Here is a 22,714-nt window from a genome sequence, read left to right on the forward strand (position 1 = left end):
GCTACCACTCCGGGCCGGCAGGCGGGCTGCCGCTGCGCCACCCTGGTGCGCATCGCCCGAATAGGCAGGCGGCATGGTGCCGCGCCTTCGTATGCATTATCTTTACTCGGTTGTCATGGCAATTCTGAACTGGACCTGGTGGCGTCATCCTGGCTCCCTGCGCAGCCCCTTGCGCGGCGCTGGCCGCGGCTGCCTCGGCTGGGGCTGGCTATTGCTGCTCCTGGGCGCGCTGTGTGCCGACGCGCGGGCGCAGGTGCCGGGAGAACTGGAACGCCAGGTCAAGGCCGCCTATCTGTACAAGTTTGCCGGCTATGTCGAGTGGCCCGATGGCAGCTTTGCCCGGCCCGATGCGCCGCTGGTGATCGGCGTGGCGGGCGCCGATGCGCTGGCCGACCAGCTGGAACAGAGCGTGGCCGGGCACAGCGTCAACGGCCGCGCCGTGCAGGTGAAAAAAGTGCGCCGCGGCGACGCGCTGGCCGGGCTGCACGTGCTGTACCTGGGCGCGCTGGAAAAAACGGCGTTGCAGGAGATGCTGGCCGCCAGCCGTGGCCTGGCGTTGTTGACGGTGTCCGATTCGGATGAGGTCTATGCGATGGGCAGCATGATCAATTTTGTGATGGCCGAGGACAAGGTGCGCTTCGACGTGGCCCTGAAACCCGTGGCGCAGGCGCATATCCGCATCAGTGCGCGCATGCTGCTGGCCGCCTATCGCGTGCAGACGGGGGGCGCCTGAGCATGATACGACTGCGTTCCATCCGCCGCAAACTGATGTCGGTGGTCTTGCTGACCACCCTGGTAGCGCTCGTCATTTCGCTGGGCACCATCGTCGTCTACGACTTGCGCGCCTACCACCGCAACCTGGTGGCCGATATCAGTACCCAGGCCGAGCTGCTGGGGCACATGAGCTCGGCCGCGCTGGCCTTCGACGACGAGCGCCTGGCGCTGGAAAACCTCAACCTGATGCGCATCCGCCCCCGCGTGACGGCCGGCGCCCTGTACAAGGCCGATGGCAGCCTGTTTGCCAGCTACCGGGCGAACCAGAATGTGGGCGAACTGCCGGCGAAGGTGGGCAAGGAAGGCGAAACCATCCAGGGCAGGTCCGTGGAATTGTTCAAGCCCATCGTCGACAATGGCGAACTGCTGGGCACCGTCTACCTGCGCGCCGATTACGAGCTGGCGGGCCGCACGGCCGACTACCTGGCCATCGCGCTGGGGGTGACGGTGCTGGCGCTGCTGGTGGCCTTGCTGCTGCTGCGCCGCCTCGACTTCGTCATCACGCAGCCCATCCTCGACATCGCCGACGTGGCGCGCGAAGTGATCGAGACGGGCGACTACTCGCGCCGCGCGCGCAAGCTCAGCGTCGACGAAGTGGCGCAGCTGGTCGATTCCTTCAACAAGATGCTGGCCGAGATCGAGCTGCGCACGCAGGCGCTGGAACGCTCGAACGGCGAGCTGGCACGCGAAGGCGAGCAGCGCACCCAGGCGCAGCAGGAAGTCATGCGCCTGAACCAGGAACTGGAAGTGCGCGTGCACGAACGCACGATGCAGCTGGAAATGACGAATGGCGAACTGGCCATGGCGATGGAAGAGGCGCGCAGCGCCAACTATGCCAAGTCGGCCTTCCTGTCGTCGATGAGCCATGAGTTGCGCACGCCGCTCAACGCCATCCTGGGCTTTGCGCAAATCCTCAGTTCCGACCGCCTGCCGTCGACGCTGGCGCAAAAGAAGGAGTTCGCGGGCCATATCCTGAAGTCGGGCCGCCACCTGCTGACCTTGATCAATGAAATCCTCGACCTGGCGAAGGTGGAGTCGGGCACGGTCAGCCTGTCGCTCGAACCGGTGGGCCTGGACGCCATCCTGCAGGAATGCCGCGACATGATCGCGCCGCTGGCCAGCCAGCGCGGCATCGCCATGGCCTTTCCCGATGCCTGTCCCCTCAACGTGCTGGCCGACCGCACGCGCCTCAAGCAGATCCTGTTGAACCTGCTGTCGAATGCGCTCAAGTACAACCGCGAGCATGGCGAAGTGAGCATCGCTTGCGCGCCGCAGGCGGGCGGACGCGTGCGCATCAGCGTGCGCGACACGGGCGTGGGCCTCGATGCCGAACAGGTGGCGCTGCTGTTCCAGCCCTTCAACCGGCTGGGGCAGGAAGGCGGCACGGAAGAGGGCAGCGGCATCGGCCTGGTGGTCACCAAGCGCCTGGTGGAACTGATGGACGGCAGCATCGGCGTGGCCAGCGCGCCCGGCGAGGGCAGCACGTTCTGGATCGAGCTGCGCGTGGTCGATGCCTTGCCCGTGCCCGCCGATCCGGCCTTGCCGCGGCCGGACCTGGCCGGCGCGCTGCTCGAGCACAGCGCGCCCGTGACCTTGCTGTACGTGGAAGACAATCCCGCCAACCTGACCCTGGTCGAGGAAATCGTGCGCTACTGCCCCCAATTGCAGCTGCTGACGGCAACGGATGGCCGCCTGGGCGTGGAGATGGCGCGCACGCATTTGCCGCAGCTGATCCTGATGGACATCAACCTGCCGCACGTGAACGGCACGGACGCATTGAAACTGCTGCGCGCCGATCCCCGCACGGCGCACATTCCCGTCATCGCCCTGACGGCCAACGCCATGCCGGGCGACGTGGAGCGCAGCATGGCGCTGGGCTTTTACCGCTACCTCACCAAGCCGATCAACCTCGATGAATTTACCGAGGCGATCAACAGCACCCTGGCCTATGTGGCGCAGCAGCGCCGGCAGAAGGGAACGGGTGCGCCATGATCAGCCAGGCCGATATCTATGCGGCGAAAATCCTCATCGTCGATGACCAGGAAGTCAATTTGCGCCTGCTCGAGCACTTGCTGCAGAGCGGCGGCTACACGGCCATCAGCAGCACCCTTGACGCGCGCGCCGTGGCCGGCCTGCACCAGCGCCACCAGTTCGACCTGATCATCCTCGACCTGGTGATGCCGGGCATGAGCGGCTATGCCGTGATGGATGCGCTGCGCCCGCTGGAGCTGGAAGGCTATCTGCCCGTGCTGGTGATCGCCGCCGACCCGGACGCCAAGCTGGCGGCGCTGGAAGCGGGCGCGCGCGACTTCATCAGCAAGCCCTTCGACGCGCTCGAAGTGCTCACGCGCATCCGCAACATGCTCGAAGTGCGGCTGCTGCACCGCGCCGCGCGCCACTACAACACCCTGCTCGAACGCACGGTGGGCCAGCGCACGGCCGAACTGCAGCGCTTTCGCGGCGCCATGGACGCCACCACCGACGCCATCTTCCTCGTCGACGTGCTGGGCATGACCCTGGTCGACGCCAACGACGGCGCTTGCCGCCTGCTCGGCTATGCGCGCACGGAACTGCTGGCGCTGGCGCCCGGCACCCTGCTGCCGTCGCCGCCGGCCCCGCCGCTGGCCGCGCTGCCGGGCGGCCCCGCCCACCTGGCCACGGAAGTGACGGAATGCGAACTGGTGCGGCGCGACCTGAGCCTGGTGCCCGTGGAACTGGGCTGGCACTGGTACGCGCAGGCGCCCGTGGCGGGCGGACCGGCCACGGGCGGCCTGCTGCTGATCGCCGTGGCGCGCGACATCAGCGAACGGCGCCAGGCGCAGGAGCGCCTGAAGCACCTGGCCCATTACGATGGCTTGACAGGGCTGCCGAACCGCAGCCTGTTCTACCAGACGCTGGCCCAGGCCGTCGAACTGGCGCAGGAAAAAAGCTGGCGCATCGTGGTGCTGTTCATCGCCCTGGACCGTTTTAAAAGCATCAACGACACCCTGGGCGCGGCGCTGGGCGACGAACTGCTGCGCCAGTTCAGCAACCGCCTGGTCGAATGCGTGCGCCTGCGCGACACGGTAGGGCGCCTGGGCAACGACGAATTCGCGCTCATCCTGACCATGAGCCGCAACCAGCAGGAGGCCGTGGCCGTGGCCAACCAGGTGCGCGAAGCCTTGCGCGCGCCATTCGACTTGCGCGGCCACGCGGCCACGCTGACGGCCAGCATCGGCATCGCCATGTATCCGGACGACGCCACCGACCCGGAAACCCTCATCAAATATGCGAATACGGCCATGGGCGGCGCCAAGCAGGCAGGGCGCGACGGCTACCGCTTTTTCACGGCCGGCATGAACGTGCAGGTGCTGGCCCGCCTGGACCTGGAACTGGCGCTGCGCCATGCGCTCGAACACGAGCAGTTCATCCTGTATTACCAGCCCAAGGTGGACCTGCGCACGGGCCGCATCAGCGGCGTGGAAGCGCTGCTGCGCTGGCGCCGTCCCGGCTACGGCCTGGTGGCGCCGGCCGAATTCGTGCCGGTGCTGGAAGACACGGGCCTGATCGTGCGCGTGGGCGCCTGGGTGATCCAGGCCGCCTGCCGCCAGATCGCCGAGTGGCGCGACAGCGAAGTGGGGGCCGTGCGCGTGGCCGTGAACGTGTCGAGCCGCCAGTTTGCCGAAGGCGACCTGGAAGGCGCGGTGACGCGCGCGCTGGCGCAGCATGGCGTGGCGCCGGAACTGCTGGAACTGGAATTGACGGAAACGGCGCTGATGTCGAATGCCGAGCGCACCATCGTCGTGCTGGGCAAGTTGAAGAAGATCGGCGTGAAGGTGGCCATCGACGATTTCGGCACCGGCTATTCGAGCCTGGCCTACCTGCAGCGCTTCCCCATCGACAAGCTCAAGATCGACATCGCCTTCGTACGCAACATCACCAGCAACCCGAACGATGCGGCCATCGCGCTGGCCATCGTCAGCATGGCGCACAGCCTGAAACTGAGCGTGGTGGCCGAGGGCGTGGAGTCGCGCCCGCAGCTCGAATACCTGCGGCGCAACCGCTGCGATGAAATCCAGGGCTTTTATTTCAGCCGCGCCCTGCCGGCGCTGGAACTGGGGCAGATGATCGCCGCCGGCGCCGGCCTGCCGCCCGGCCACGACCCGGCCGCCCAGCCCGCGCAAACCCTGCTCATCGTCGATGACGACGTCAACGTGCTGTCGTCCCTGCACCGCCTGTTCCGCCCCGAGGGCTACCAGATCCTCACGGCCAGCACGCCGGCCGAAGGCTTCGAAATGCTGGCCCTGCACCGCGTGCACGTCATCGTCTGCGACCAGCGCATGCCCAGCATGAGCGGCACGGAATTCCTCAGCAAGGTCAAGGAGCTGTACCCGGAAACCATCCGCATCATTTTGTCCGGCTACACGGGCCTCGAAGCGGTGCTCGACTCGATCAACCGGGGCGCCATCTACCGTTTTTATACGAAGCCGTGGGACGACACCCAGCTGCGCGACAACATCCGCCTGGCCTTCCAGCACTACTGGATGGTGAACCAGCCGGGGCTGGCGCGCGTGACGGTGCGCTAGCGAAAAGGCAGCGGAAAGTCAGTCGCTGAAGTGGTCGAACGACGACAGCTGCAAGTCCAGCGGCAAGCCCGCCGCATCGACCAGGCGCAAGCCGCTGCCGGCCTCGATGCGGCCCACGCGCGTGGCCGGCGTGCCGCAGCTGGCCGCCAGCGCGGCGATGGCCTCGCGCGACGCTGTCGGCGCCGTGAAGCACAGTTCATAGTCGTCGCCGCCGGCGGCCGTGTAGCGGCGGCGCAGGGCGGTGGCTTGCCGCGCCAGCACGGGGCCGGCCGGCAGGGCGTCGACGTCGAGGGTGGCGCCCACCCGCGACGCCTTCAAGATGTGGCCCAGGTCTCCCGCCAGGCCGTCCGAGATGTCGATGGCCGCATGCGCGAGGCCCTGCTCGGCCAGCGCGCAGCCCAGCGCCACGCGCGGCGTGGGCGTATGCATGCGCGCCGCTGCCGTCAGCAGGTCGGCGGCCGCCAGTTCCTGTTCCATGCGATAGCCGGCCAGCGCCAGGCGCGCATCGCCCAAGGTGCCGCTGACCCAGATATCGTCGCCCGCCACGGCCGCGCTGCGGCGCAGGGCCTGGCCCGGCGCCAGCTCGCCAAACACGGTGATGCAGATGTTCAGCGGGCCCTTGGTGGTGTCGCCGCCGATCAATTCGCAATTGAACGCGTCGGCCAGCGCGAACAGGCCTTCGGCAAAGCCGGCCAGCCAGGCGCGCTCCGCCTGCGGCAGCGCCAGGGCCAGGGTAAATGCCACCGGGCGCGCGCCCATGGCCGCCAGGTCGGACAGATTCACGGCCAGGCTTTTGTGGCCCAGCATGCGGGCGTCGGCGCCGGCAAAGAAATGCCGGTCTTCGACCAGCATGTCCGACGAGATGGCGATCTGCCTGCCGGCGCCGGGCGTGAGCAGCGCGCAATCGTCGCCGATGCCCAGGGTGGCGCGGCCGGGGCGCTGGCGCACGAAGTATTGTTTGATCAGGTCGAATTCGGAAAGCGCGTCGTGTGGGGCCATGGTTCGTCTGCAGGTTGAGTAAGGGTGTGGCGCTACTATTATAGGCTGGCCTACAATGCCCGTCTTTGCCAGCCTTGTTCATTTTCCTATGCCCCTACACGATATCCACACCGTGCTGCAGTCGTATCTTGACGACGGCTGGCTGCGCGACCCGCAGGCCGTCGGCCTGGACACGTTTACGGAGCCGGAACTGCTGGCGCGCGGCTTTGATGAACTGTGCGACGGCGGCCAGCTGTGCCTGTATGAGGACGAACGCTGGTTCCGCCGCGCCGGCCGCGCCGTGCAGGCCTCGTTCAAGGTGTATCTGCAGCAGGGTCGCTTGCACGCGAACGGGCTGGAACTCGGCTATCAAGTGCGCCTGGCAGGTTTCCTGCGGGCGGCGCGGCGCCCCCTGCCGCCGTTCCGGCTGCTGCTGGAAAGTGGCGCCCACAGCGGGGCGCTGCTGTTCGACAGCGGCCTGGTGCTGCAGTTCGCCACCAACCTGCGCGGCGCGGCCCGCCATTATTTCCTTACCCTCGTCGAGGGACAGCTGCCCGATCCCGGCGCAGGCGACCTCGACCTGCGCGCGGCCAGCGAGGGCCATGTGCAGGCCCTGTACGGCCACTGTGCGCCGGAAGAATTGCAGCGCCAGGCAAGGCGCGGCCATGCGGCCCTGCGCGAGCTGGCACGCGTGCTCGCTTAAACCTTCTTCGCCTGCGTCATGCCCTGCAGCAGCTTGGCCAGCAACTGGTCGAGCTGGCGCTGCTCGTCCGCGCTGAGTGCCGACAGCATGGCGCGCTCGTTGTCCACATGCAGCAGCACCAGCCGTTCAATCAGTTCCAAGCCCCTTTGTGTCAGGGCCACCAGCACGCCGCGCCGGTCCGACGGGTGCTTCTGCCGTTCGATCAGGCCTGCCGCTTCCAGCCGGTCGATGCGGTTGGTCATGCCGCCCGAGGACAGCATGGCCGCCTCGTACAGGGCCGTCGGCGTCAGGCTGTAGGGTGCGCCCGAGCGGCGCAAGGTGGCCAGCACGTCGAATTCGCCCGGTTGCAAGCCGTGTTCGGCGAACAGGGGGTTGAGCCAGTCGCGCGCCATCAGCTGCGCCACCGTGCCCAGCTGGCCCACCAGCTGCATGGCGCGGGTATCCATCTGCGGCAGTTCGCGCTGCCATTGAGCGGCGGCAAATTGCGCGCGCGTGTGTTCTTGCGGGGTATCTGTCATGGCGCTATCCATTTGTCTCGACATCAAGATACATTTCTATCTTTATGTTAAGATACTTTTCATCGAGTTATTTTATATGACGCATTAAACCATGTGCCTCCCAGCGAGGCAAGGACTACTCTCCCATGCCATCCGAACGCCCCGTCACCTCCCCGTTCCCCTCGTCCGCCCTGCTGGTGGCCGCCATCATCCTGCTGGGCCTGAACCTGCGCCCCATCCTGGCGGCCATCGGGCCCCTGCTTGACAGCATCCAGGCCGGCACGGGCCTCAGCAATGCCGACGCGGGCTTGCTGACCACCGTGCCCGTGTTCGCCATGGGCGTGTGCGCGCTGGCGGGCGCGCAGCTGCAGCGCCGCCTGGGCGTGCCGCGCGGCATCGGCATCGGCATCGCCATCATCGCGGCCGCCTGCGCCTTGCGCTGGCCCCTGCACGGCAGCGGCGGCCTGATCGCCACGGCAGCCCTGGGCGGCCTGGGCATCGCGCTGGTGCAAGCCTTGCTGCCAGCCTTCATCAAGCGCCATTTTCCCGAACGGGCCGGGCAATTGATGGGTTTGTATACGACGGGCATCATGGGTGGCGCAGCCATTGCCGCGGCGTCCGCCTCGCCGCTGGCGCAGTCGCTGGGTTGGCAGGCGCTGCTGGCGCTGTGGGCCTTGCCCGCCGTGGCCGCCGCGCTGCTGTGGCGCCGCGCATCGGCCGCGCGCGTGGAGGCCGGCAATGGCGCGGGCGCCAGCCTGCCCGTGGGCAGCCCCCGCGCCTGGCTGCTGATGGTGTTTTTCGGCATCGGCACGGGTGCCTACACCCTGGTGCTGGCCTGGCTGCCGCCGTTTTATACGGAACTGGGCTGGAGCGCGGCCCACGGCGGCTTGCTGCTGGGCGCCCTGACCCTGGTGGAAGTGCTGGCGGGTGTGGCGATTTCCAGCATTATCCACCGCTTCCCCGACCGCCGCATCCTGCTGCTGTCCGTCTTGCTGGCCGTGCTGGCCGGCCTGGCCTGCCTGATCGTGGCGCCCGCGCAACTGGCGCTGCCCGCCGTGATCCTGCTGGGTTGCGGCATCGGCGCGCTGTTCCCCCTGTCGCTGATCGTCAGCATGGACCATGTGGCGGACCCGGCCGGCGCCGGCGCCCTGCTGGGATTCGTGCAGGGCGGCGGCTACATCATCGCCAGCAGCATGCCCTTCATTGCCGGCCTGATCCGCCAGCATTCGTCCAGCCTGGCCCAGGCGTGGATGGTGATGGCCGCTGGCGTGGTGCTGCTGCTGCTGATCGCCGTGCGCTTCGCGCCGGGCGTGCGGCTGGCCCAATTGGATTAGCGTGCGCCTGGCGGCGGCCGGCAGCTGCTATATTTCGACCATGAACATCGTCGACCATTATTTGGCAGGATTGCGCCAGGCCATGCCGCCCGAGCCGCTGGCGGAGCTGGCGCTGGCCAGCGGCGCCAGCGCGGCGCAACTGGCCAGCCTGCGCCACACGTATCCGCTGTGCCCGGACAGCCTGCTGCGCTTGCTGGGCCAGTACAACGGCACCCATTATCAGGAGTATGCGGGCGGCATGGTGCTGGTGTACATGCTGGGCTCGGACGTGTTCGAGTATCCGTATTACCTGAGTTCCGTCGAGCAGATCCTCCGGGATGGACGGGCGAACCAGCGCAGCATCGCCGACATCTACGGCCATTGCCTGGACGACGATCCCGGCATCGTCGACGCCCGCATCGACGCCGGCATCCAGCAGGGCCAGCGCCTGTGTTTTTCGCACTGCATGAACAATGGCGGCTCGTCGCGGCTGTATATCGATTTCACGCCCACGGCGTCGGGCAAGGTGGGGCAGGTGGTGCGCTTCCTGCACGATCCCGATAGCTACCTGGTCATCGCCGACAGCTTCGACGCTTATCTGCACATGCTGATCGATGACGGCTATGCCTTCCTGACCGACGAAAATTTTGAATAGCCGGGCCGCGCCGCCGTCTCTGCTGCCCGCCAACCGCCGCATCGTGCTGTCCGGCGAGGCGCTGATGCGCCGCATCCTGTCCGCGCCGTTCGACACCACCCTGGGCGCGGACGAGATGGACGATATCGAGCGCGCCGTCGCAGCGCTGCCGCTGTGGCGCGCCGCCGACGCTTCATCATAAAAACTAATTGAAATCTAAAATTTGATAGTTTTTCCTGCTCAGGACGTTTGTGCTGCCGGACGGCCTTACAATGCTAGGTTATGCGTTTTCGTGATATCAGACTGTGGCTAGCGGAAAATACCTAGCTAATTGAAAGAATCGGTCTGATAAAATCCGGAACACCCGATCGACCAAACAGGAAGGCAGCACAGCATGGATTCGTCATCTGATAAAAAAGAAGAATTGCGTCAACAATTGCGCTTGGCCGCACTCGAGTATCACGAGTGCCCGCGCCCCGGCAAAATCAGCGTGACGCCCACCAAACAACTGACCAACCAGCGCGACCTGGCGCTGGCCTACTCGCCAGGCGTGGCGGCGCCGTGCGAAGAAATCGTCATCGATCCGGCCAATGCCTATAAATACACGGCGCGCGGCAACCTGGTGGCCGTCATCACCAACGGCACGGCCGTGCTGGGATTGGGCAATATCGGCCCGCTGGCCGCCAAGCCGGTGATGGAAGGCAAGGGTGTGCTGTTCAAGAAATTTGCCGGCATCGACGTCTTCGACATCGAGATCAACGAATCGGATCCCGACAAGCTGGTCGACATCATCGCTTCGCTGGAACCGACCTTCGGCGGCGTGAACCTGGAAGACATCAAGGCGCCCGAGTGCTTCTACATCGAGCGCCAGCTGCGCGACCGCATGAAGATTCCCGTCTTCCATGACGACCAGCACGGCACGGCCATCATCGTCGGCGCGGCCATCCTGAACGGCCTGAAAGCCGTCGGCAAGCAGATCGAGGATTGCAAGCTGGTCGTGTCGGGCGCGGGCGCGGCGGCGCTGGCCTGCCTGGACCTGATCGTCGACCTGGGCTTCCCGCTGAAAAACATCTACGTCACCGACCTGGCCGGCGTCGTCTACAAGGGCCGCACGGAACTGATGGACCCGGACAAGGAACGCTTCGCGCAAGACACGCCGCTGCGCACCCTGGCCGAGATCATCCCGGACGCCGACATTTTCCTCGGCGTGTCCGCCGGCGGCGTGCTGAAACAGGACATGGTGCGCAAGATGGCGCCCAATCCATTGATCCTGGCGCTGGCCAACCCGAATCCGGAAATCCTGCCGGAAGAAGTCAAGGCCGTGCGCAGCGACGCCATCATCGCCACGGGCCGGTCGGACTATCCGAACCAGGTCAACAACGTGCTGTGCTTCCCGTACATCTTCCGCGGCGCCCTCGATTGCGGCGCCACCACCATCACGCGCGAGATGGAAATCGCCGTCGTGCACGCGATCGCCGACCTGGCGCATGCCGAGCAGTCGGACATCGTCGCCACCACCTACGGCATCAGCAACCTGTCGTTCGGCCCTGAATACCTGATCCCGATGCCGTTCGATCCGCGCCTGCTGATCAAGATCGCGCCAGCGGTGGCCAAGGCGGCCGAGGATTCCGGCGTGGCCACGCGTCCGATCAAGGACTTGCAAGCGTACGCGGACAGCCTGCAGCAATTCGTCTACCGCAGCGGCACCTTCATGAAGCCGCTGTTCCTGATGGCCAAGTCCACGCCGGCCGACCTGAAACGCATCGTCTACGCCGAAGGCGAAGAAGAGCGCGTGCTGCGCGCCGTGCAAGTGGTGGTCGATGAAAAACTGGCGCGTCCTATCCTGGTGGGTCGTCCGCCCGTGCTGGAAGCGCGCATCCAGAAGTTCGGCCTGCGCCTGAAGCAGGGCGTCGACTTCGACGTCATCAACCCGGACTTCGACGAGCGCTATCGCGATTACTGGAATACGTATTACGACATGACCAGCCGCAAGGGCGTCACCGAGGAATACGCGAAGCTGGAAATGCGCCGCCGCCACACCCTGATCGGTTCGATGATGATCCACAAGGGCGATGCCGACGGCATGATCTGCGGCACCTTCGGCACCACCCAGCTGCACCTGAAATACATCGACCAGGTGCTGGGCAAGCGCGCCGGCAGCAATGTCTACGCCGCCATGAACGTGCTGATCATGCCGGAGCGCCAGCTGGTGATGGTCGACACGCACGTCAACGAAAACCCGGACGCCGACCAATTGGCCGAGATCACCATCATGGCCGCCGAAGAGATGACCCGCTTCGGCCTGTCGCCGCGCGCGGCCCTGCTGTCGCACTCGAACTTCGGTTCCAGCGACAGCGCCTCGGCGCAAAAGATGCGCGCCGCGCTGGCCATCATCAAGGAACGCGCGCCGGACCTGGAAATCGACGGCGAGATGCACGGCGATACGGCCCTCGACAGTAAGCTGCGCCACAAGCTGATGCCGAACTCGGACCTCAAGCACGACGCCAACCTGCTGGTCATGCCGAACATCGAGTCCGCCAACATCGCCTATAACCTGGTGAAGACGGCGGCCGGCAACGGCATCGCCGTGGGCCCGATCCTGCTGGGCTGCGCCAAGCCCGTGCACATCCTGACGCCTTCGGCCACCGTGCGCCGCATCGTCAACATGACGGCCCTGTGCGTCGTCGACGCCGTGGCGCAGCGCAAAGCCTAAGGGTTTAGCTGCCGCCTGAAAGCCGCGCCATCCGCAAGGAGGCGCGGCTTTTTTTACATGGGCGGCACGGGCAGGGCCGCGGCGGGCGGATGGCGGCGCAGGTAGTAATGGCGGTACAGCAGGATCTCGCCCCATACCAGCAGCAGCGCGGCCAGCGCGAACAGGGCCAGCGTGATTTTGAGCGAATTGAAATAGGCGCCGGCCTGCCGTTTGATGGCGTCGATGAAAATCATCGGCACCGACTTGTCGAGTTTGCTGAAATCGGCATGGCGCGCCACGTCGGTAGTCAGGCGCACGGCCAGATCGGTACCCAGCGCGGCCAGGTCGCTGGTCGCCTGGCCACGGAAGCTGGCACCCTTGAGCGCTTCGCCGAGCACGCCGACCCTGGTGATCAGCTGTTCCTGCAGCACCTGCGTCAGCAGCACGCTGCCGCGGCGCAGGATGAATTCATTGATCCAGCGCGCCTTGCTGCGCTCCCAGTAGCTGCCTGACGCGGGGCGGTAATACATGCCTTGCACGAAGGGCTCGAGCAGGCTGCGCACGCTGATGGGCTGGCCCGGGGCGATCAGCTTGACCTGCTGTTCCAGGTAGACGCGCAGCGCCGGCATCTGCGCCTCGAACACGGGCTGCACGTCGCGCTCGAGTGCCTGGTTGACGACGCGGTGCACGCCGTGCACGGCGCCCAGGCCGGCGCCGAGGAGCGGTAGCGCGAGCAGGATCAGCACATAGCTGAGCTTGGCTGCCACATGCCAGGCGGGAGGACGGCGCACCAGCAGGCATTGCCTGGCCAGCTGGTAGCAGATGCCCACCGCCAGCATGCAGCCGGCCGCGCTGCACAGCAGCATCCACGGCAGGGCGGTCCACAGCAGTTCGCCGCCGAACGGCAGCAGGCCACGGCCCCAATTGGCGAGTTGTTGATTCATGTACATTGCCTTGGCATGGATAAACAGGCAAGTATACCCATTGTGCAACGACAGGGAGCGCGCCTGGCGTCAGTGCGCCATCAGCACGGGCAAGGTCATCTGGCGCAGCACCGTTTCCGTCACGCCGCCCAGCAGAATTTCGCGGAAGCGCGCGTGGCCGTAGCCGCCCATCACCAGCAGGCCCGCATGCACTTCGGCGGCCATGGCCAGCAGCGCGGCGCCGATGTCGCCCGTGGCGACGGCGGGGCGTACTTCGACGGGCACGCCATGGCGGCTCAGGTAGGCGGCGATGTCGGCGCCCGGATGGCGGGCCGGCTGCGCATGGCCGGCGGGCGGGTGCAGCAGGGCCAGCACCACCAGGCGCGCCGCGCGCAGCAGGGGCAGCGCGTGGCCGATGGCGCGCGTCGCTTCCATGCTGCCATCCCAGGCTACCACCACGGTGTTGTCCACTTGCGCGAATTGGCCGCTGCGCGGCACGATCAGCACGGGACGGGCCGCGTTCAGCATCACGTACGGCACCAGGTCGCTCATGGCGCCGGGCAGCGCTTCGCCGGCGTCGTGCTGGCTGAGCACCGTCAAGTCGCTGTAGCGGGCGCTGACGGCCATGCCGCCGTCTTCGTCGTCTTCGATCAGGCGCCGTTCCAGCGACACGGCGCCGGCCTGGCGTGCCAGCGTTTCAAACTGGTCGAGCGCCTGTTCCGCCTGCCCGTGCAAGGCCGAAATCTGCGCCGCCACGGCCGCGCCGCGCATGCCGCGGTTGTTTTCCAGGTAAAAGCGCGATACGCCCGTCATCGCCGCGCCGATCAGGTGCGCCTGGTGCGCGTGCGCCAGCCGCGCGGCGATGGCGATACGCTGGGGCGCATGGCGCGACAGGTCGGCATGCACCAGGATGGATTTATAGGCCATGTGTCACTCGCTAGTCAGGATGGCAACAAGGCTAGAACGGCAACACGGGCAAGTCCAGCGTTGCCGTGCCGGGCGGGGATTTTCTTTTGCGGGGCTTGATGTGGATCAAAAAAACACAAGCAGCAGCCATCTGCAAGGCCTTCACGAGGAAATGCTGATCTGTTTGATGTGCATCAAAATGTCTGGCCCCCAGCCACCGATAATGGCATTGAACTCCTTGCTCTCCCAGTGGTCTGCATCGGCGCCGGCGCCATCTGTCCGGCACTTGCTTGTGTGACGCAACAACGCTGGCCGTGGCGGGAGTTCACTCCTCACGCCAGCGCGTGCTGTTCCCCCTGCTCCGCCCAGCGCAGCCGGATGGCATCGATGGCGGGCAGCTGCTGCACGAACAGGTCCACCAGTGCGCCGTCGAAATGCAGGCCCTTCTGCTGCTGCAGATAGCCGACGGCGTCCGTGACAGGCCAGGCACGCTTGTACGGGCGCACCGAGGTCAGCGCATCGAACACGTCGGCCACGGCAACGATGCGGCCCGCCAGCGGGATCGCTTCGCCCGCCAGCCCGTGCGGATAGCCGCTGCCATCCCATTTTTCATGGTGCGACAGGGCGATCTCGCGCGCCAGCGCCAGCATGCCGCCGCCCGCATGTTCGCCGATGATGTCGGCGCCGATGCTCGCATGCGTCTGCATGACGGACCATTCGTCCGCGTCGAGCTTGCCCGGCTTTTGCAGGATGCGGTCGGGAATGCCGATCTTGCCCACGTCGTGCATGGGTGCCGCGTGCAGCAGGTCGTCCGCGGCCGTGTCGTCCAGGCCGACGGCCACGCCCAGCACGCGGGCGAAATGGCTCATGCGGATCACGTGCAAGCCCGTTTCATTGTCCTTGTACTCGGCCGCCAGGCCCAGGCGCTGGACGATCTGCAGCCGCGTTTCCTTCAATTCGTCGATGCGCACCAGCGACAGGTGCGTGCGCACGCGGGCGCGCACGATGGCGGGGCTGAGCGGCTTGGTGATGTAGTCGACGGCGCCCGCCTCAAAACCGCTCAGTTCGTCGCGCATGTCGTTCAGGGCCGTGACGAAAATGACGGGAATGGCGGCCGTCAGCGGTGCCGCTTTCAGCTGGCGGCAGGCGTCGTGGCCGCTCATGCCCGGCATCATCACGTCGAGCAGGATCAGGGCGGGGCGTTCCTGCCGCGCCAGTTCCAGCGCCCGCGCGCCATCTTTGGCGAACAGCAGCGCGTAGTCGTTCTGCAATATCTGGCGCAGCAATTGCAAATTGGCCGCTTCATCGTCGACGATGAGGAGGACGGGCCTGGCGTGGCGTGGCGCATTCATGGGAGCTCCGGTGTCAAGGTGTGCAGCAAGTCGTGCAACAGCGACTGTGCCAGGGGGAAATCGAAGTCGTCGATGGCATGCCGTAGCGGCGCCAGCGCGACCCCCTGCGTGCCCATGGCGTGCTGCAACTGCGCTTGCGCCACGTCATCGAGTTCGCCGTGCTGCAGGGCATGCAGCAGGGCCTTGGCCGCTAGCCGGGCGGCGGGCGCATCGATGGCGCTTGCCGTTGCCGCGTGTGCCACAGGCGGCGCCAGCCGGGCGATGGCGGCCAGGGCTGCCGGCCATTGCGTCAGCAGGGCGCCCAGGGTCTCGCCCAGCTGCTGCGGCGTGGCGGGGCCGGGGCTGGCGCACGCCTGTTCCAGCGTTGCCAGGCTGGCGGCCAGCTGTTCCAGGCCGAGGTTGGCTGCCACGCCGCGCAGTTTGTGGCTCTGTGGCAAGAGCGCCGCATGGTCGCCGGCCTCGATGGCGGCCAGCAGGGCCGGCGGCAGGCGCGGATGCTCGCTGCCGAAACGGGCCAGCGCCGCGTGGTAGGCGCTGTCGTTGCCGGCCCAGCGCTGCAGGGCGCCCGCATGGTGCAGCACCCGCCCGCCAGCGGCCGGCGCCGCTTCGTGGCCGTCGTCGGTCGCTTCCGCCGACAGGCCCAGCACGCGGGCGATTTCCTGCGACAGCGCTTGCCACTCGACGGGCTTGGTGGCGAAGCCGTCCATGCCGGCCGCCAGCGCCGCCTTGCGGTGCGCATCGAGCACGCTGGCCGTCATGGCGATCACGGGCACGCGGGGACGGCCATCGCGCACGGCGGCGGCACGGATGGCCAGCGTGGCGGCCAGCCCATCCATGCGCGGCATTTGCAAGTCCAGCAGCAGCAAGTCGAAATCGCCGTGCTGCGCCAGCCGCAGGGCTTCCTCTCCATCGCTGGCCGTGGCCACCGTATGGCCGCGCTTGCCCAACAGTAAGCACAGCAGTTCCAGATTCTGCGGCACGTCGTCGGCGGCCAGCACGCGCAGGGGCGGCAGGCGCACGCTGCGGCGTTCGCTGGCGGGCAGCGCTGCCTGGCGTGCGGGCAACAGGGGCAGCATCACCTGGAACAGGGTGCCATGCGGCAGCACGGCATCGGCCCAGATGCGCCCCTGCATCAAGGTCACCAGCTGCTTGCTGATGGTGGTGCCCAGGCCCGTGCCGCCAAAGCGCCGCGTGGTCGAGGCGTCGGCCTGCACGAACGGCTCGAAGATGGCATCGCGCCGTTCCGCGGCGATGCCGATGCCGCTGTCCTGCACCAGCAGGTGCAGCTGGCCGTCCTGCAGGCGGGCGGCCAGGCTGACGGCGCCGCTGGCCGTGAATTTGATGGCGTTGTCGAGCAGGTTGCCCAGCACTTGCCGCATGCGCAATTCGTCGCCATGCAGCATGGCCGGCAGTTGCGGGTCGTACTGCACTTCCATGCGCAAGCCCTTGGCGCGCGCAGCGATGCCATACGTGGACGCCAGTTCGTCGACCAGGGCCAGCAGGCTGTAGTCGCGCAACTCCAGCACCATGGCGCCCTTGTCCAGCTTGGCCGTATCGAGCACTTCGTTGAGCAGGCGCAGCAGCGAGCGGCCCGACTGGCGCACGGTATCGAGATGGCGCCGCTGTTCCGGCAGCAGCGGCGAGTCGAGCAGCACGTCCGTGAAGCCGAGGATGGAATTCATCGGCGTGCGGATTTCATGGCTCATGTTGGCGACAAAGCTGGCGCGCGTGGCGGCCGCCAGCTCCGCCTTTTCCTTGGCCATGCGCAAGTCTTCCTCCATTTGCCGGCGTTCGCTGATGTCGAGGATGACGCCGTCGACCCAGCGTACGGCGCCCGCCGCGTCATGCACCACGGTGCCCCGCTCCCACAGCCAGCGCGCCGTGCCATCGGCACGCAGCAGCCGGTATTCGAGCAGGTAGGGCTCGCCGCTGGCAACGCTGCGGTTGAAGACCTCGATGACGTAGGCGCGCTCTTCGCTGGCGATCAGGCCCGTGATGGTGCGGCGCGGCGCGGCGCCCAGAAAGTCGGCGGGCGGATAGCCGGTGACCGCTTCCACGCCATCGCTGATGAACAGCATGGGCTGGTTTTCTGCCGTGGTGCAGCGAAACGCGATGCCGGGCAGATTGCCGATCAGCGAGCGCAGCTGCTGTTCGCTTTCGCGCAGGGCGGCCAGCATGGCGCGCCGTTCGCTGATGTCCGTAATGAACAGCACATACAGATCCTGGTCGGCCAGGCGCGCGCTGGCCATCGAGCGCTGCACGGCGACCGGTATGCCGTCCTTGCGCACGTAGACGATTTCCTCGCTGGTGTGGGATGCCTCGCCTTCGCCCGTGCGCAGGTGGTGCAGCAGGCCGTGCTGTTCCGACTGGCGCACGTCGCTGACCAGCAGGCTGACATGGCGGCCCACGATTTCCGCCTGCCGCCAGCCCAGGATGCGCTCGGCAGCGCCGTTGAAATCGACGATGCTGCCGCGCCGGTCGATGGTGATGACGCCGTCGACCGTGCTTGTCAGCAGCGAGCGGGTCCAGTTCTCGCTCTGGTTCAGGTGGCGAAACAGTTCGCGGTAGCGCAGGATGCCCACGGCCGAGGCGACGAGGATCGTCAGGGCGATGGTGAGCAGGGTCACGCTGATCACCAGCATGGGCCGGTTGGCATCGGCATCATTGCCAGGGGGAATCGTCCCCACGAAGCGGGCGGCCTGCATGCCCATGTAATGCATCCCAGCAATCGCGCAACCCATGACGCCAGCGCTGATCAAGGTGCGCCGCGAGGCAGACAGGCTGCCGCTCCAGCCGCGCAAGCCGAAGCGCACCCACAGGGCCACGGTGGCCAGCGCCACGGCAACGCACAGCGACAGGGCGAACAGCAGCGGGTCATAGCGCAGCGACAGGCCCATGCGCATGGCGTGCATGCCCGTGTAATGCATGGCGCCGATGCCCAGGCCCACGAGCAGGCCGCTCCTGAGCAGCAGCGGCGCCGTGACGGCGCGCCGGCTGATGGTGGCCAGGGCCACGAACGAGGCGGCCACGCTGGGCACGATGGACAGCAAGGTCAGGCCCGGAGCATAGGCGACGCTGGTGCCCAGTTCGAACGCCAGCATGCCGATGAAATGCATGGCCCACACGCCGCAACCCAGCGCCAGGCTGCCGGCCAGCAGGCACAGCAAGTGCAGGCGGCGGCTGATGCTGGCCTGCGCGCGGCTGTACGCCGTCATCTGGAAGGCCATCCACGACGTGAATATGGCGATCACCAGCGACAGCAGCACCAGGCCCGGCGCATGCTGGCCGTGGTGCTGCAGTGCCGGGTCGGCGGGAATATGGAACAGGTGCTGGATGCTGGCAGGTATCATCGTAGGAAACAGGTGGCGCCTCGTGGCACTGGCGTCGCCGCCGGCCGCCGCTGCGGGTGATCGATGCGAATTACCTTACCAGATTTCCGGAAACAAATATCTTAATTGTAATTATTTTGCCTGTCGTGCAAGCCCCGGGGCGGCGGGCAAGGCCAGGCAATCGTTGCTGCTCCCCATGGTAGCGGCCCTCCCGCACGGAAGTTGCAACTGAGAATTGTGTGGTTTTTTTGCAAAGTGTGACGCCTTGCCGGGCGGCATGCTACATTCGCGTCCTGTTTTTTCTGAAAGGATGACGATGCCTTCAAGTCACAACTTCTTGCAGCATAATCAGCAAGCCTGGGATGCCCAGGCGGCACGCAACAGTCCATGGTCGCAGCCCGTCGACAGCGCCACCGTCGCCGCGGCGCGTACGGGGCAGTGGCAGATCCACCTGACGCCCGGTCCCCTGCCGGCCGGCTGGCTGGACGCGGTGTGCGGCAAGCGCATCCTGTGCCTGGCCGGTGCCGGCGGGCAGCAGGCGCCCGTGCTGGCCGCCGCCGGCGCCCACGTCACCGTTTTCGATCTGTCTGAACAGCAACTGGCGCAAGACCGCATGGTGGCCGAGCGCGACGGCTTGCAGTTACGCACCGTGCAGGGCGACATGCGCGACCTGTCCTGTTTTGCCGACGCCAGTTTCGATGTCATCGTGCATCCGGTCTCTAACCAGTACGTGCCCGATATCGGTTCCGTATGGCGCGAATGCGCGCGCGTGCTGGCCGATGGCGGCGTGTTGCTGAGCAGTTTCTTCAATCCCGCCGTGTTCATCGGCGACCGCGATCCGCAATGGGCAAAGCAGGGCTTGATACGGCCCCGTTTCGTGCTGCCGTACTCGGATGTGGAGGATATGGACGCCGAGGCGCTGGCGGCGCGCATGGCCAAGGGGGAGGCGCTGGTCTTCGGCCATGGGCTGGACAGCCAGATCGGCGGCCAGCTGGCGGCGGGTTTCGTGCTGACGGGATACCACGAGGAAATGCATCCCCACCCGCGCTTTGAAATTGAAAAATACCTGCCCAGCTTTATCGCCACGCGCGCCGTCAGGCTGGCCCGCGCGGCATAGCCGTTGTCAGTTGTAGGGCTGCAAGTCGAGCCAGACGGCGTACGACAGGCGCTTGCCATTCCACAGGCCGCCGCCGCGGATGACGGCATCGCACGAGGTCAGCTGGCCCACCAGGTCCTGGCGGCCCAGGTTGCGGCGCAGGCGCAGGGCGTCGTTGTGCGACAGGTAGCCCACCAGCTGGCCATCGATGAAGACGGCGATGGCCTTGTCCTGGAACGGGTTGGCGTCGTCGCACACGAGCAGGGCCAGGCATTTTTCTTCCGCATTGCCGGGACCATGCTCGCCCGCCAGTCTGGCGATGGCGGGCTGGTACATCGATTCGTTTTCCACTTCCGACGCAAAGCGGCCCTCGTCGCTCCAGTGGTGCGCGGGCGCGCCCGCAGGGATCGCCGGCACGTACTGGCGCACCGACATGAGCGGCTTGTGCAGCGGTTTGGCGGGCGTGCGGCCACTGAAGACGTAGTACAGCAGGGCGATGACGATCACGATGGCAAGCAGGTAAAGCATGGTATCTCTCTGATTTCGGATGGGGGAGCCGCGGGCGCGCCGCGCGGCGCTGCCGCTACTATAGCAAGTTCGCCGCCCGCGCCCGGGTAAATCTGGCCATGATGCGGCGGCGCCGCCGCAGCGCCAGCGGGTCGCTCGCCACGATGGGCGAGGCGCCCGTCAGCCCCGAATAATACTGGCCGTGCCGGCGCAGGACCATGGCATAGTCGCGCAGTGCGTGGCCGTGCGCCAGCATGCGCGCGTCGCAATCGACTTCGATGGCAAAGCGCAGCCGGTGCAGCTGCCACCACAGGGGCAGGTTCCACGGCATGAGAATAATCAAGGCGTACGCCAGGGCCAGCAGTTGCGGGTCGCGCGCGGCCAGCCGGCATCGCGCGTGCGCCAGCAGCAGCGCCTGTTGCTGTCGAGGAATCAGTTGCAGCCAGACGGGCATCACGATGCGGGGCCGCAGCAGCCCCGCCACGCAGGGACCGATGCCCCCGCTCAGGTACACGGGCATGCCCAGCAAGGTGGCTTTTTGCCAGCGGCGCTGGTGCGACAGCAGCCAGACGCTGCGCAGTGCCAGCAGCATCAGCATGCCGCTCGATAACATGAACCAGCCCAGCTTCAGCTGCGCCTGTTCCGCCGGCATGGCCGTCAGCACGCGGGGCAGCCATGCCAGGGGCGGCAGGACGGAGGCAGCGATGGCCGCCAGCCACAGCCAGCGCGTCGCGCGCCCGCGCCCCTGCCGCACGCGCTCGGCGCGCCAGGCGCCGGCCGACAGCAGCAGCGCCAGCGCCATGGCGCACAGCAGCCAGGCAGGCATCGGGCGCCTAGCGCTTCAGCGCCATGCCGACGGAGGCGGGCGCCGTGTGCTGGAAGCCGAACTGCGCGTACAGGTCTTGCGCCTGGCCATCGGCGATCAGGCTGACATACGCGCTGGCGGGCACGTCGCTGTCGATGAACTGGCGGATTTCGCGCATGATCAGCTTGCCCAGGCCCTTGCCCTGGTGGGCGGGCAGCACGGCAATATCGACCACCTGGAAGAAGCAGCCGCCATCGCCGATGACCCTGCCCATGCCCACCACTTCGTCGCCCTGCAGCACCTGCACGGCAAACAGGGAGTTCGGCAAGCCCCTGGCGGTGGCTTCCATGGTTTTCGCGCTCAGGCCGGCGGCGACGCGCAGGTGCTGGTAGGTGGCGATGGCGGGAATGGCCAGGCGGGTGGTGTAGGGCGTTGCTGCGGTCAAGGCGGTCTCCTGTTGAACTGGTTTGGAGCGGCAATTATAGGCGGCCATGGGTTTCCGGGGCGGCACGCTTTATTCGCCGCGCACTATGTTGTCCGCGCCGCTTTTGCGCTATGGTGGCGACATCCATCCATTTGTTGAAAGCACGCCATGTCCGCAGGATTTACCGCCACCGAGTTGTCCGTTATGAATGAAGACGACGCCCTGATCACCACCCTGGCCGCGCCGGCGGGCAAAGGCGAGCCCGTCTACCTGATGCTGCAGCGCGCCGACGAGTACGACGAGCAGGACGTGGCCATGGGCATGGACGAGCCCTACATCGAATATGGCGGCCAGGAATTTTCCTGGTATGGCCACATGCACGCCGTGATCCTGCATCCGAACCGCCTGTCCGTGCAGATGGATGCCGAGGCCGCCATGCAGATGGACGACGACGGCCAGATCGACGTGCGTTTCAATTTGACGCCCGAGCGCTACGCCCAGCTGCAGCAGGCGCTGCGCACCACGTTCGAGGGCTGCGACTACTATCGAGAAGAACGTTGATCTGCGCGGACGGCATCGTTCACGGCGCCGTTTATGATCGATAGCGGGTAATGACTGGGGGAGACGACGATGACGGTGCTGATATTCGGTTTGCTGCTGTTCCTGGGTTTGCATTCGGTGCGCATGGTTGCCGACGGCTGGCGCAGCGCCCAGCTGGCGCGCCTCGGCGAACGGCGCTGGAAGGGCGTCTATTCGCTCGTGGCGTTCGTGGGGCTGGGCCTGATCATCTGGGGCTACGGCCTGGCGCGCCAGCAGCCGCAAGTGCTGTGGACGCCGCCCATGGGCTTGCGCCATGCCAGCGGCCTGCTGATGCTGGTCTCGCTGATTCTATTGGCGGCGGCCAATGTGCCGCGCAACCATATCAAGACCCTGGTGCACCACCCCATGCTGCTGGGCACGCAACTGTGGGCCGTTGCACATTTGCTGGCCAACGGCACCCTGGCCGACGTGCTGCTGTTCGGCGGCTTCCTCGTCTGGGCATTGTTTGATCTGTATGCCGCCGTGCAGCGCGACCGCGCGGCCGGCGTGGCGTACGAGGGGGGCACGGTGGCAGGCACCGTGATCGCCATCGGCGCGGGCTGTGCGCTGTGGCTGCTGCTGGCGTTCTGGCTGCATGGCGTGCTGTTCGGCGTGCGACCGTTTGGCTATTGATGGA

At 66.7% G+C, this 22,714-nt stretch carries 20 protein-coding genes; 11 read left to right on the top strand and 9 right to left on the bottom strand.

What is annotated here, in order from left to right; translation table 11 throughout:
- The first annotated feature begins 115 nt into the window (after positions 1–115).
- The 3 genes from GCN74_RS01310 to GCN74_RS01320 are packed head-to-tail and all read left to right on the top strand — an operon-like array spanning position 116 to position 5,339.
- Entirely contained in the window at positions 116–733 is a 618-nt protein-coding gene (locus tag GCN74_RS01310) for a YfiR family protein (RefSeq protein ID WP_193316925.1), read from the top strand.
- Between the two features lie 2 nt (positions 734–735).
- On the top strand, positions 736–2,766 hold the full coding sequence (locus GCN74_RS01315) for an ATP-binding protein (protein ID WP_152254975.1): 2,031 nt from the start codon (positions 736–738) through the stop codon (positions 2,764–2,766).
- On the top strand, positions 2,763–5,339 hold the full coding sequence (locus GCN74_RS01320; protein WP_152254976.1) for an EAL domain-containing protein: 2,577 nt from the start codon (positions 2,763–2,765) through the stop codon (positions 5,337–5,339). Before GCN74_RS01315 ends, GCN74_RS01320 begins: the two co-directional genes overlap by 4 nt.
- An 18-nt stretch (positions 5,340–5,357) precedes the next feature.
- Here the strand turns inward: GCN74_RS01320 and thiL are convergent, their stop codons facing one another.
- Positions 5,358–6,338: a thiamine-phosphate kinase gene (gene thiL / locus GCN74_RS01325; RefSeq protein WP_152254977.1), complete on the bottom strand. Its 981-nt coding sequence runs from the start codon at positions 6,336–6,338 to the stop codon at positions 5,358–5,360.
- An 88-nt stretch (positions 6,339–6,426) separates the two neighbouring features.
- Between thiL and GCN74_RS01330 the strand changes: the two genes are divergently transcribed.
- Positions 6,427–7,020, top strand: coding sequence for a hypothetical protein (locus tag GCN74_RS01330; RefSeq protein ID WP_152254978.1), 594 nt, complete (start codon positions 6,427–6,429; stop codon positions 7,018–7,020).
- Here the strand turns inward: GCN74_RS01330 and GCN74_RS01335 are convergent.
- The gene (locus tag GCN74_RS01335; RefSeq protein WP_152254979.1) at positions 7,017–7,538 is read right to left on the bottom strand and encodes a MarR family winged helix-turn-helix transcriptional regulator; all 522 of its coding nucleotides are present in this window, start codon (positions 7,536–7,538) and stop codon (positions 7,017–7,019) included. The genes GCN74_RS01330 and GCN74_RS01335 overlap by 4 nt on opposite strands.
- Before the next feature lie 125 nt (positions 7,539–7,663).
- Between GCN74_RS01335 and GCN74_RS01340 the strand changes: the two genes are divergently transcribed.
- The 4 genes from GCN74_RS01340 to GCN74_RS01355 all read left to right on the top strand — a co-directional run bounded on the left by GCN74_RS01340 (position 7,664) and on the right by GCN74_RS01355 (position 12,177).
- Positions 7,664–8,851 carry an MFS transporter gene (locus GCN74_RS01340; protein WP_152254980.1) on the top strand — a complete coding sequence of 396 codons (1,188 nt, stop codon included), beginning with the start codon at positions 7,664–7,666 and terminating at the stop codon, positions 8,849–8,851.
- 1 nt (position 8,852) lies between these two features.
- Complete coding sequence (locus GCN74_RS01345; protein WP_226938806.1) at positions 8,853–9,485, top strand: SMI1/KNR4 family protein; 633 nt, start codon at positions 8,853–8,855, stop codon at positions 9,483–9,485.
- Positions 9,478–9,666 carry a hypothetical protein gene (locus GCN74_RS01350; protein WP_152254981.1) on the top strand — a complete coding sequence of 63 codons (189 nt, stop codon included), beginning with the start codon at positions 9,478–9,480 and terminating at the stop codon, positions 9,664–9,666. The genes GCN74_RS01345 and GCN74_RS01350 overlap by 8 nt, the downstream gene beginning before the upstream one ends.
- Before the next feature lie 192 nt (positions 9,667–9,858).
- On the top strand, positions 9,859–12,177 hold the full coding sequence (locus GCN74_RS01355) for an NADP-dependent malic enzyme (protein ID WP_131373471.1): 2,319 nt from the start codon (positions 9,859–9,861) through the stop codon (positions 12,175–12,177).
- Positions 12,178–12,230: 53 nt separating this feature from the next.
- Here GCN74_RS01355 and GCN74_RS01360 read toward each other — a convergent pair whose 3' ends face one another.
- From GCN74_RS01360 to GCN74_RS01375, 4 genes are all read right to left on the bottom strand, one after another.
- On the bottom strand, positions 12,231–13,100 hold the full coding sequence (locus GCN74_RS01360) for a hypothetical protein (protein ID WP_152254982.1): 870 nt from the start codon (positions 13,098–13,100) through the stop codon (positions 12,231–12,233).
- A 69-nt stretch (positions 13,101–13,169) separates the two neighbouring features.
- Positions 13,170–14,006, bottom strand: coding sequence for a universal stress protein (locus tag GCN74_RS01365; RefSeq protein WP_152254983.1), 837 nt, complete (start codon positions 14,004–14,006; stop codon positions 13,170–13,172).
- Positions 14,007–14,317: 311 nt separating this feature from the next.
- Positions 14,318–15,337, bottom strand: coding sequence for a two-component system response regulator (locus GCN74_RS01370; RefSeq protein WP_152254984.1), 1,020 nt, complete (start codon positions 15,335–15,337; stop codon positions 14,318–14,320).
- Positions 15,334–18,687 carry an MHYT domain-containing protein gene (locus tag GCN74_RS01375; RefSeq protein ID WP_152254985.1) on the bottom strand — a complete coding sequence of 1,118 codons (3,354 nt, stop codon included), beginning with the start codon at positions 18,685–18,687 and terminating at the stop codon, positions 15,334–15,336. The genes GCN74_RS01370 and GCN74_RS01375 overlap by 4 nt, the downstream gene beginning before the upstream one ends.
- A 295-nt stretch (positions 18,688–18,982) precedes the next feature.
- On the opposite strand from GCN74_RS01375, the gene GCN74_RS01380 reads away from it, so the two are divergent.
- The gene (locus GCN74_RS01380; protein ID WP_152254986.1) at positions 18,983–19,783 is read left to right on the top strand and encodes a class I SAM-dependent methyltransferase; all 801 of its coding nucleotides are present in this window, start codon (positions 18,983–18,985) and stop codon (positions 19,781–19,783) included.
- A gap of 6 nt (positions 19,784–19,789) precedes the next feature.
- Here GCN74_RS01380 and GCN74_RS01385 read toward each other — a convergent pair whose 3' ends face one another.
- The 3 genes from GCN74_RS01385 to GCN74_RS01395 are packed head-to-tail and all read right to left on the bottom strand — an operon-like array spanning position 19,790 to position 21,519.
- A complete protein-coding gene (locus tag GCN74_RS01385) occupies positions 19,790–20,290 on the bottom strand; it encodes a hypothetical protein (RefSeq protein ID WP_152254987.1) in 501 nt (166 codons plus the stop codon).
- A gap of 58 nt (positions 20,291–20,348) precedes the next feature.
- On the bottom strand, positions 20,349–21,095 hold the full coding sequence (locus GCN74_RS01390) for a M56 family metallopeptidase (protein WP_152254988.1): 747 nt from the start codon (positions 21,093–21,095) through the stop codon (positions 20,349–20,351).
- A gap of 7 nt (positions 21,096–21,102) precedes the next feature.
- Positions 21,103–21,519, bottom strand: a complete 417-nt coding sequence (locus GCN74_RS01395; protein WP_226938807.1) for a GNAT family N-acetyltransferase — start codon at positions 21,517–21,519, stop codon at positions 21,103–21,105.
- Between the two features lie 147 nt (positions 21,520–21,666).
- Here GCN74_RS01395 and GCN74_RS01400 point away from each other — a divergent pair, with 147 nt between their 5' ends.
- The gene (locus GCN74_RS01400; protein WP_152254990.1) at positions 21,667–22,059 is read left to right on the top strand and encodes an Imm10 family immunity protein; all 393 of its coding nucleotides are present in this window, start codon (positions 21,667–21,669) and stop codon (positions 22,057–22,059) included.
- Between the two features lie 69 nt (positions 22,060–22,128).
- Positions 22,129–22,710, top strand: coding sequence for an NnrU family protein (locus tag GCN74_RS01405; RefSeq protein WP_152254991.1), 582 nt, complete (start codon positions 22,129–22,131; stop codon positions 22,708–22,710).
- Positions 22,711–22,714: the final 4 nt, after the last annotated feature.

The sequence above is a fragment of the Janthinobacterium sp. FT14W genome (genome assembly GCF_009208755.1).
GTDB lineage: Bacteria > Pseudomonadota > Gammaproteobacteria > Burkholderiales > Burkholderiaceae_D > Janthinobacterium > Janthinobacterium violaceinigrum.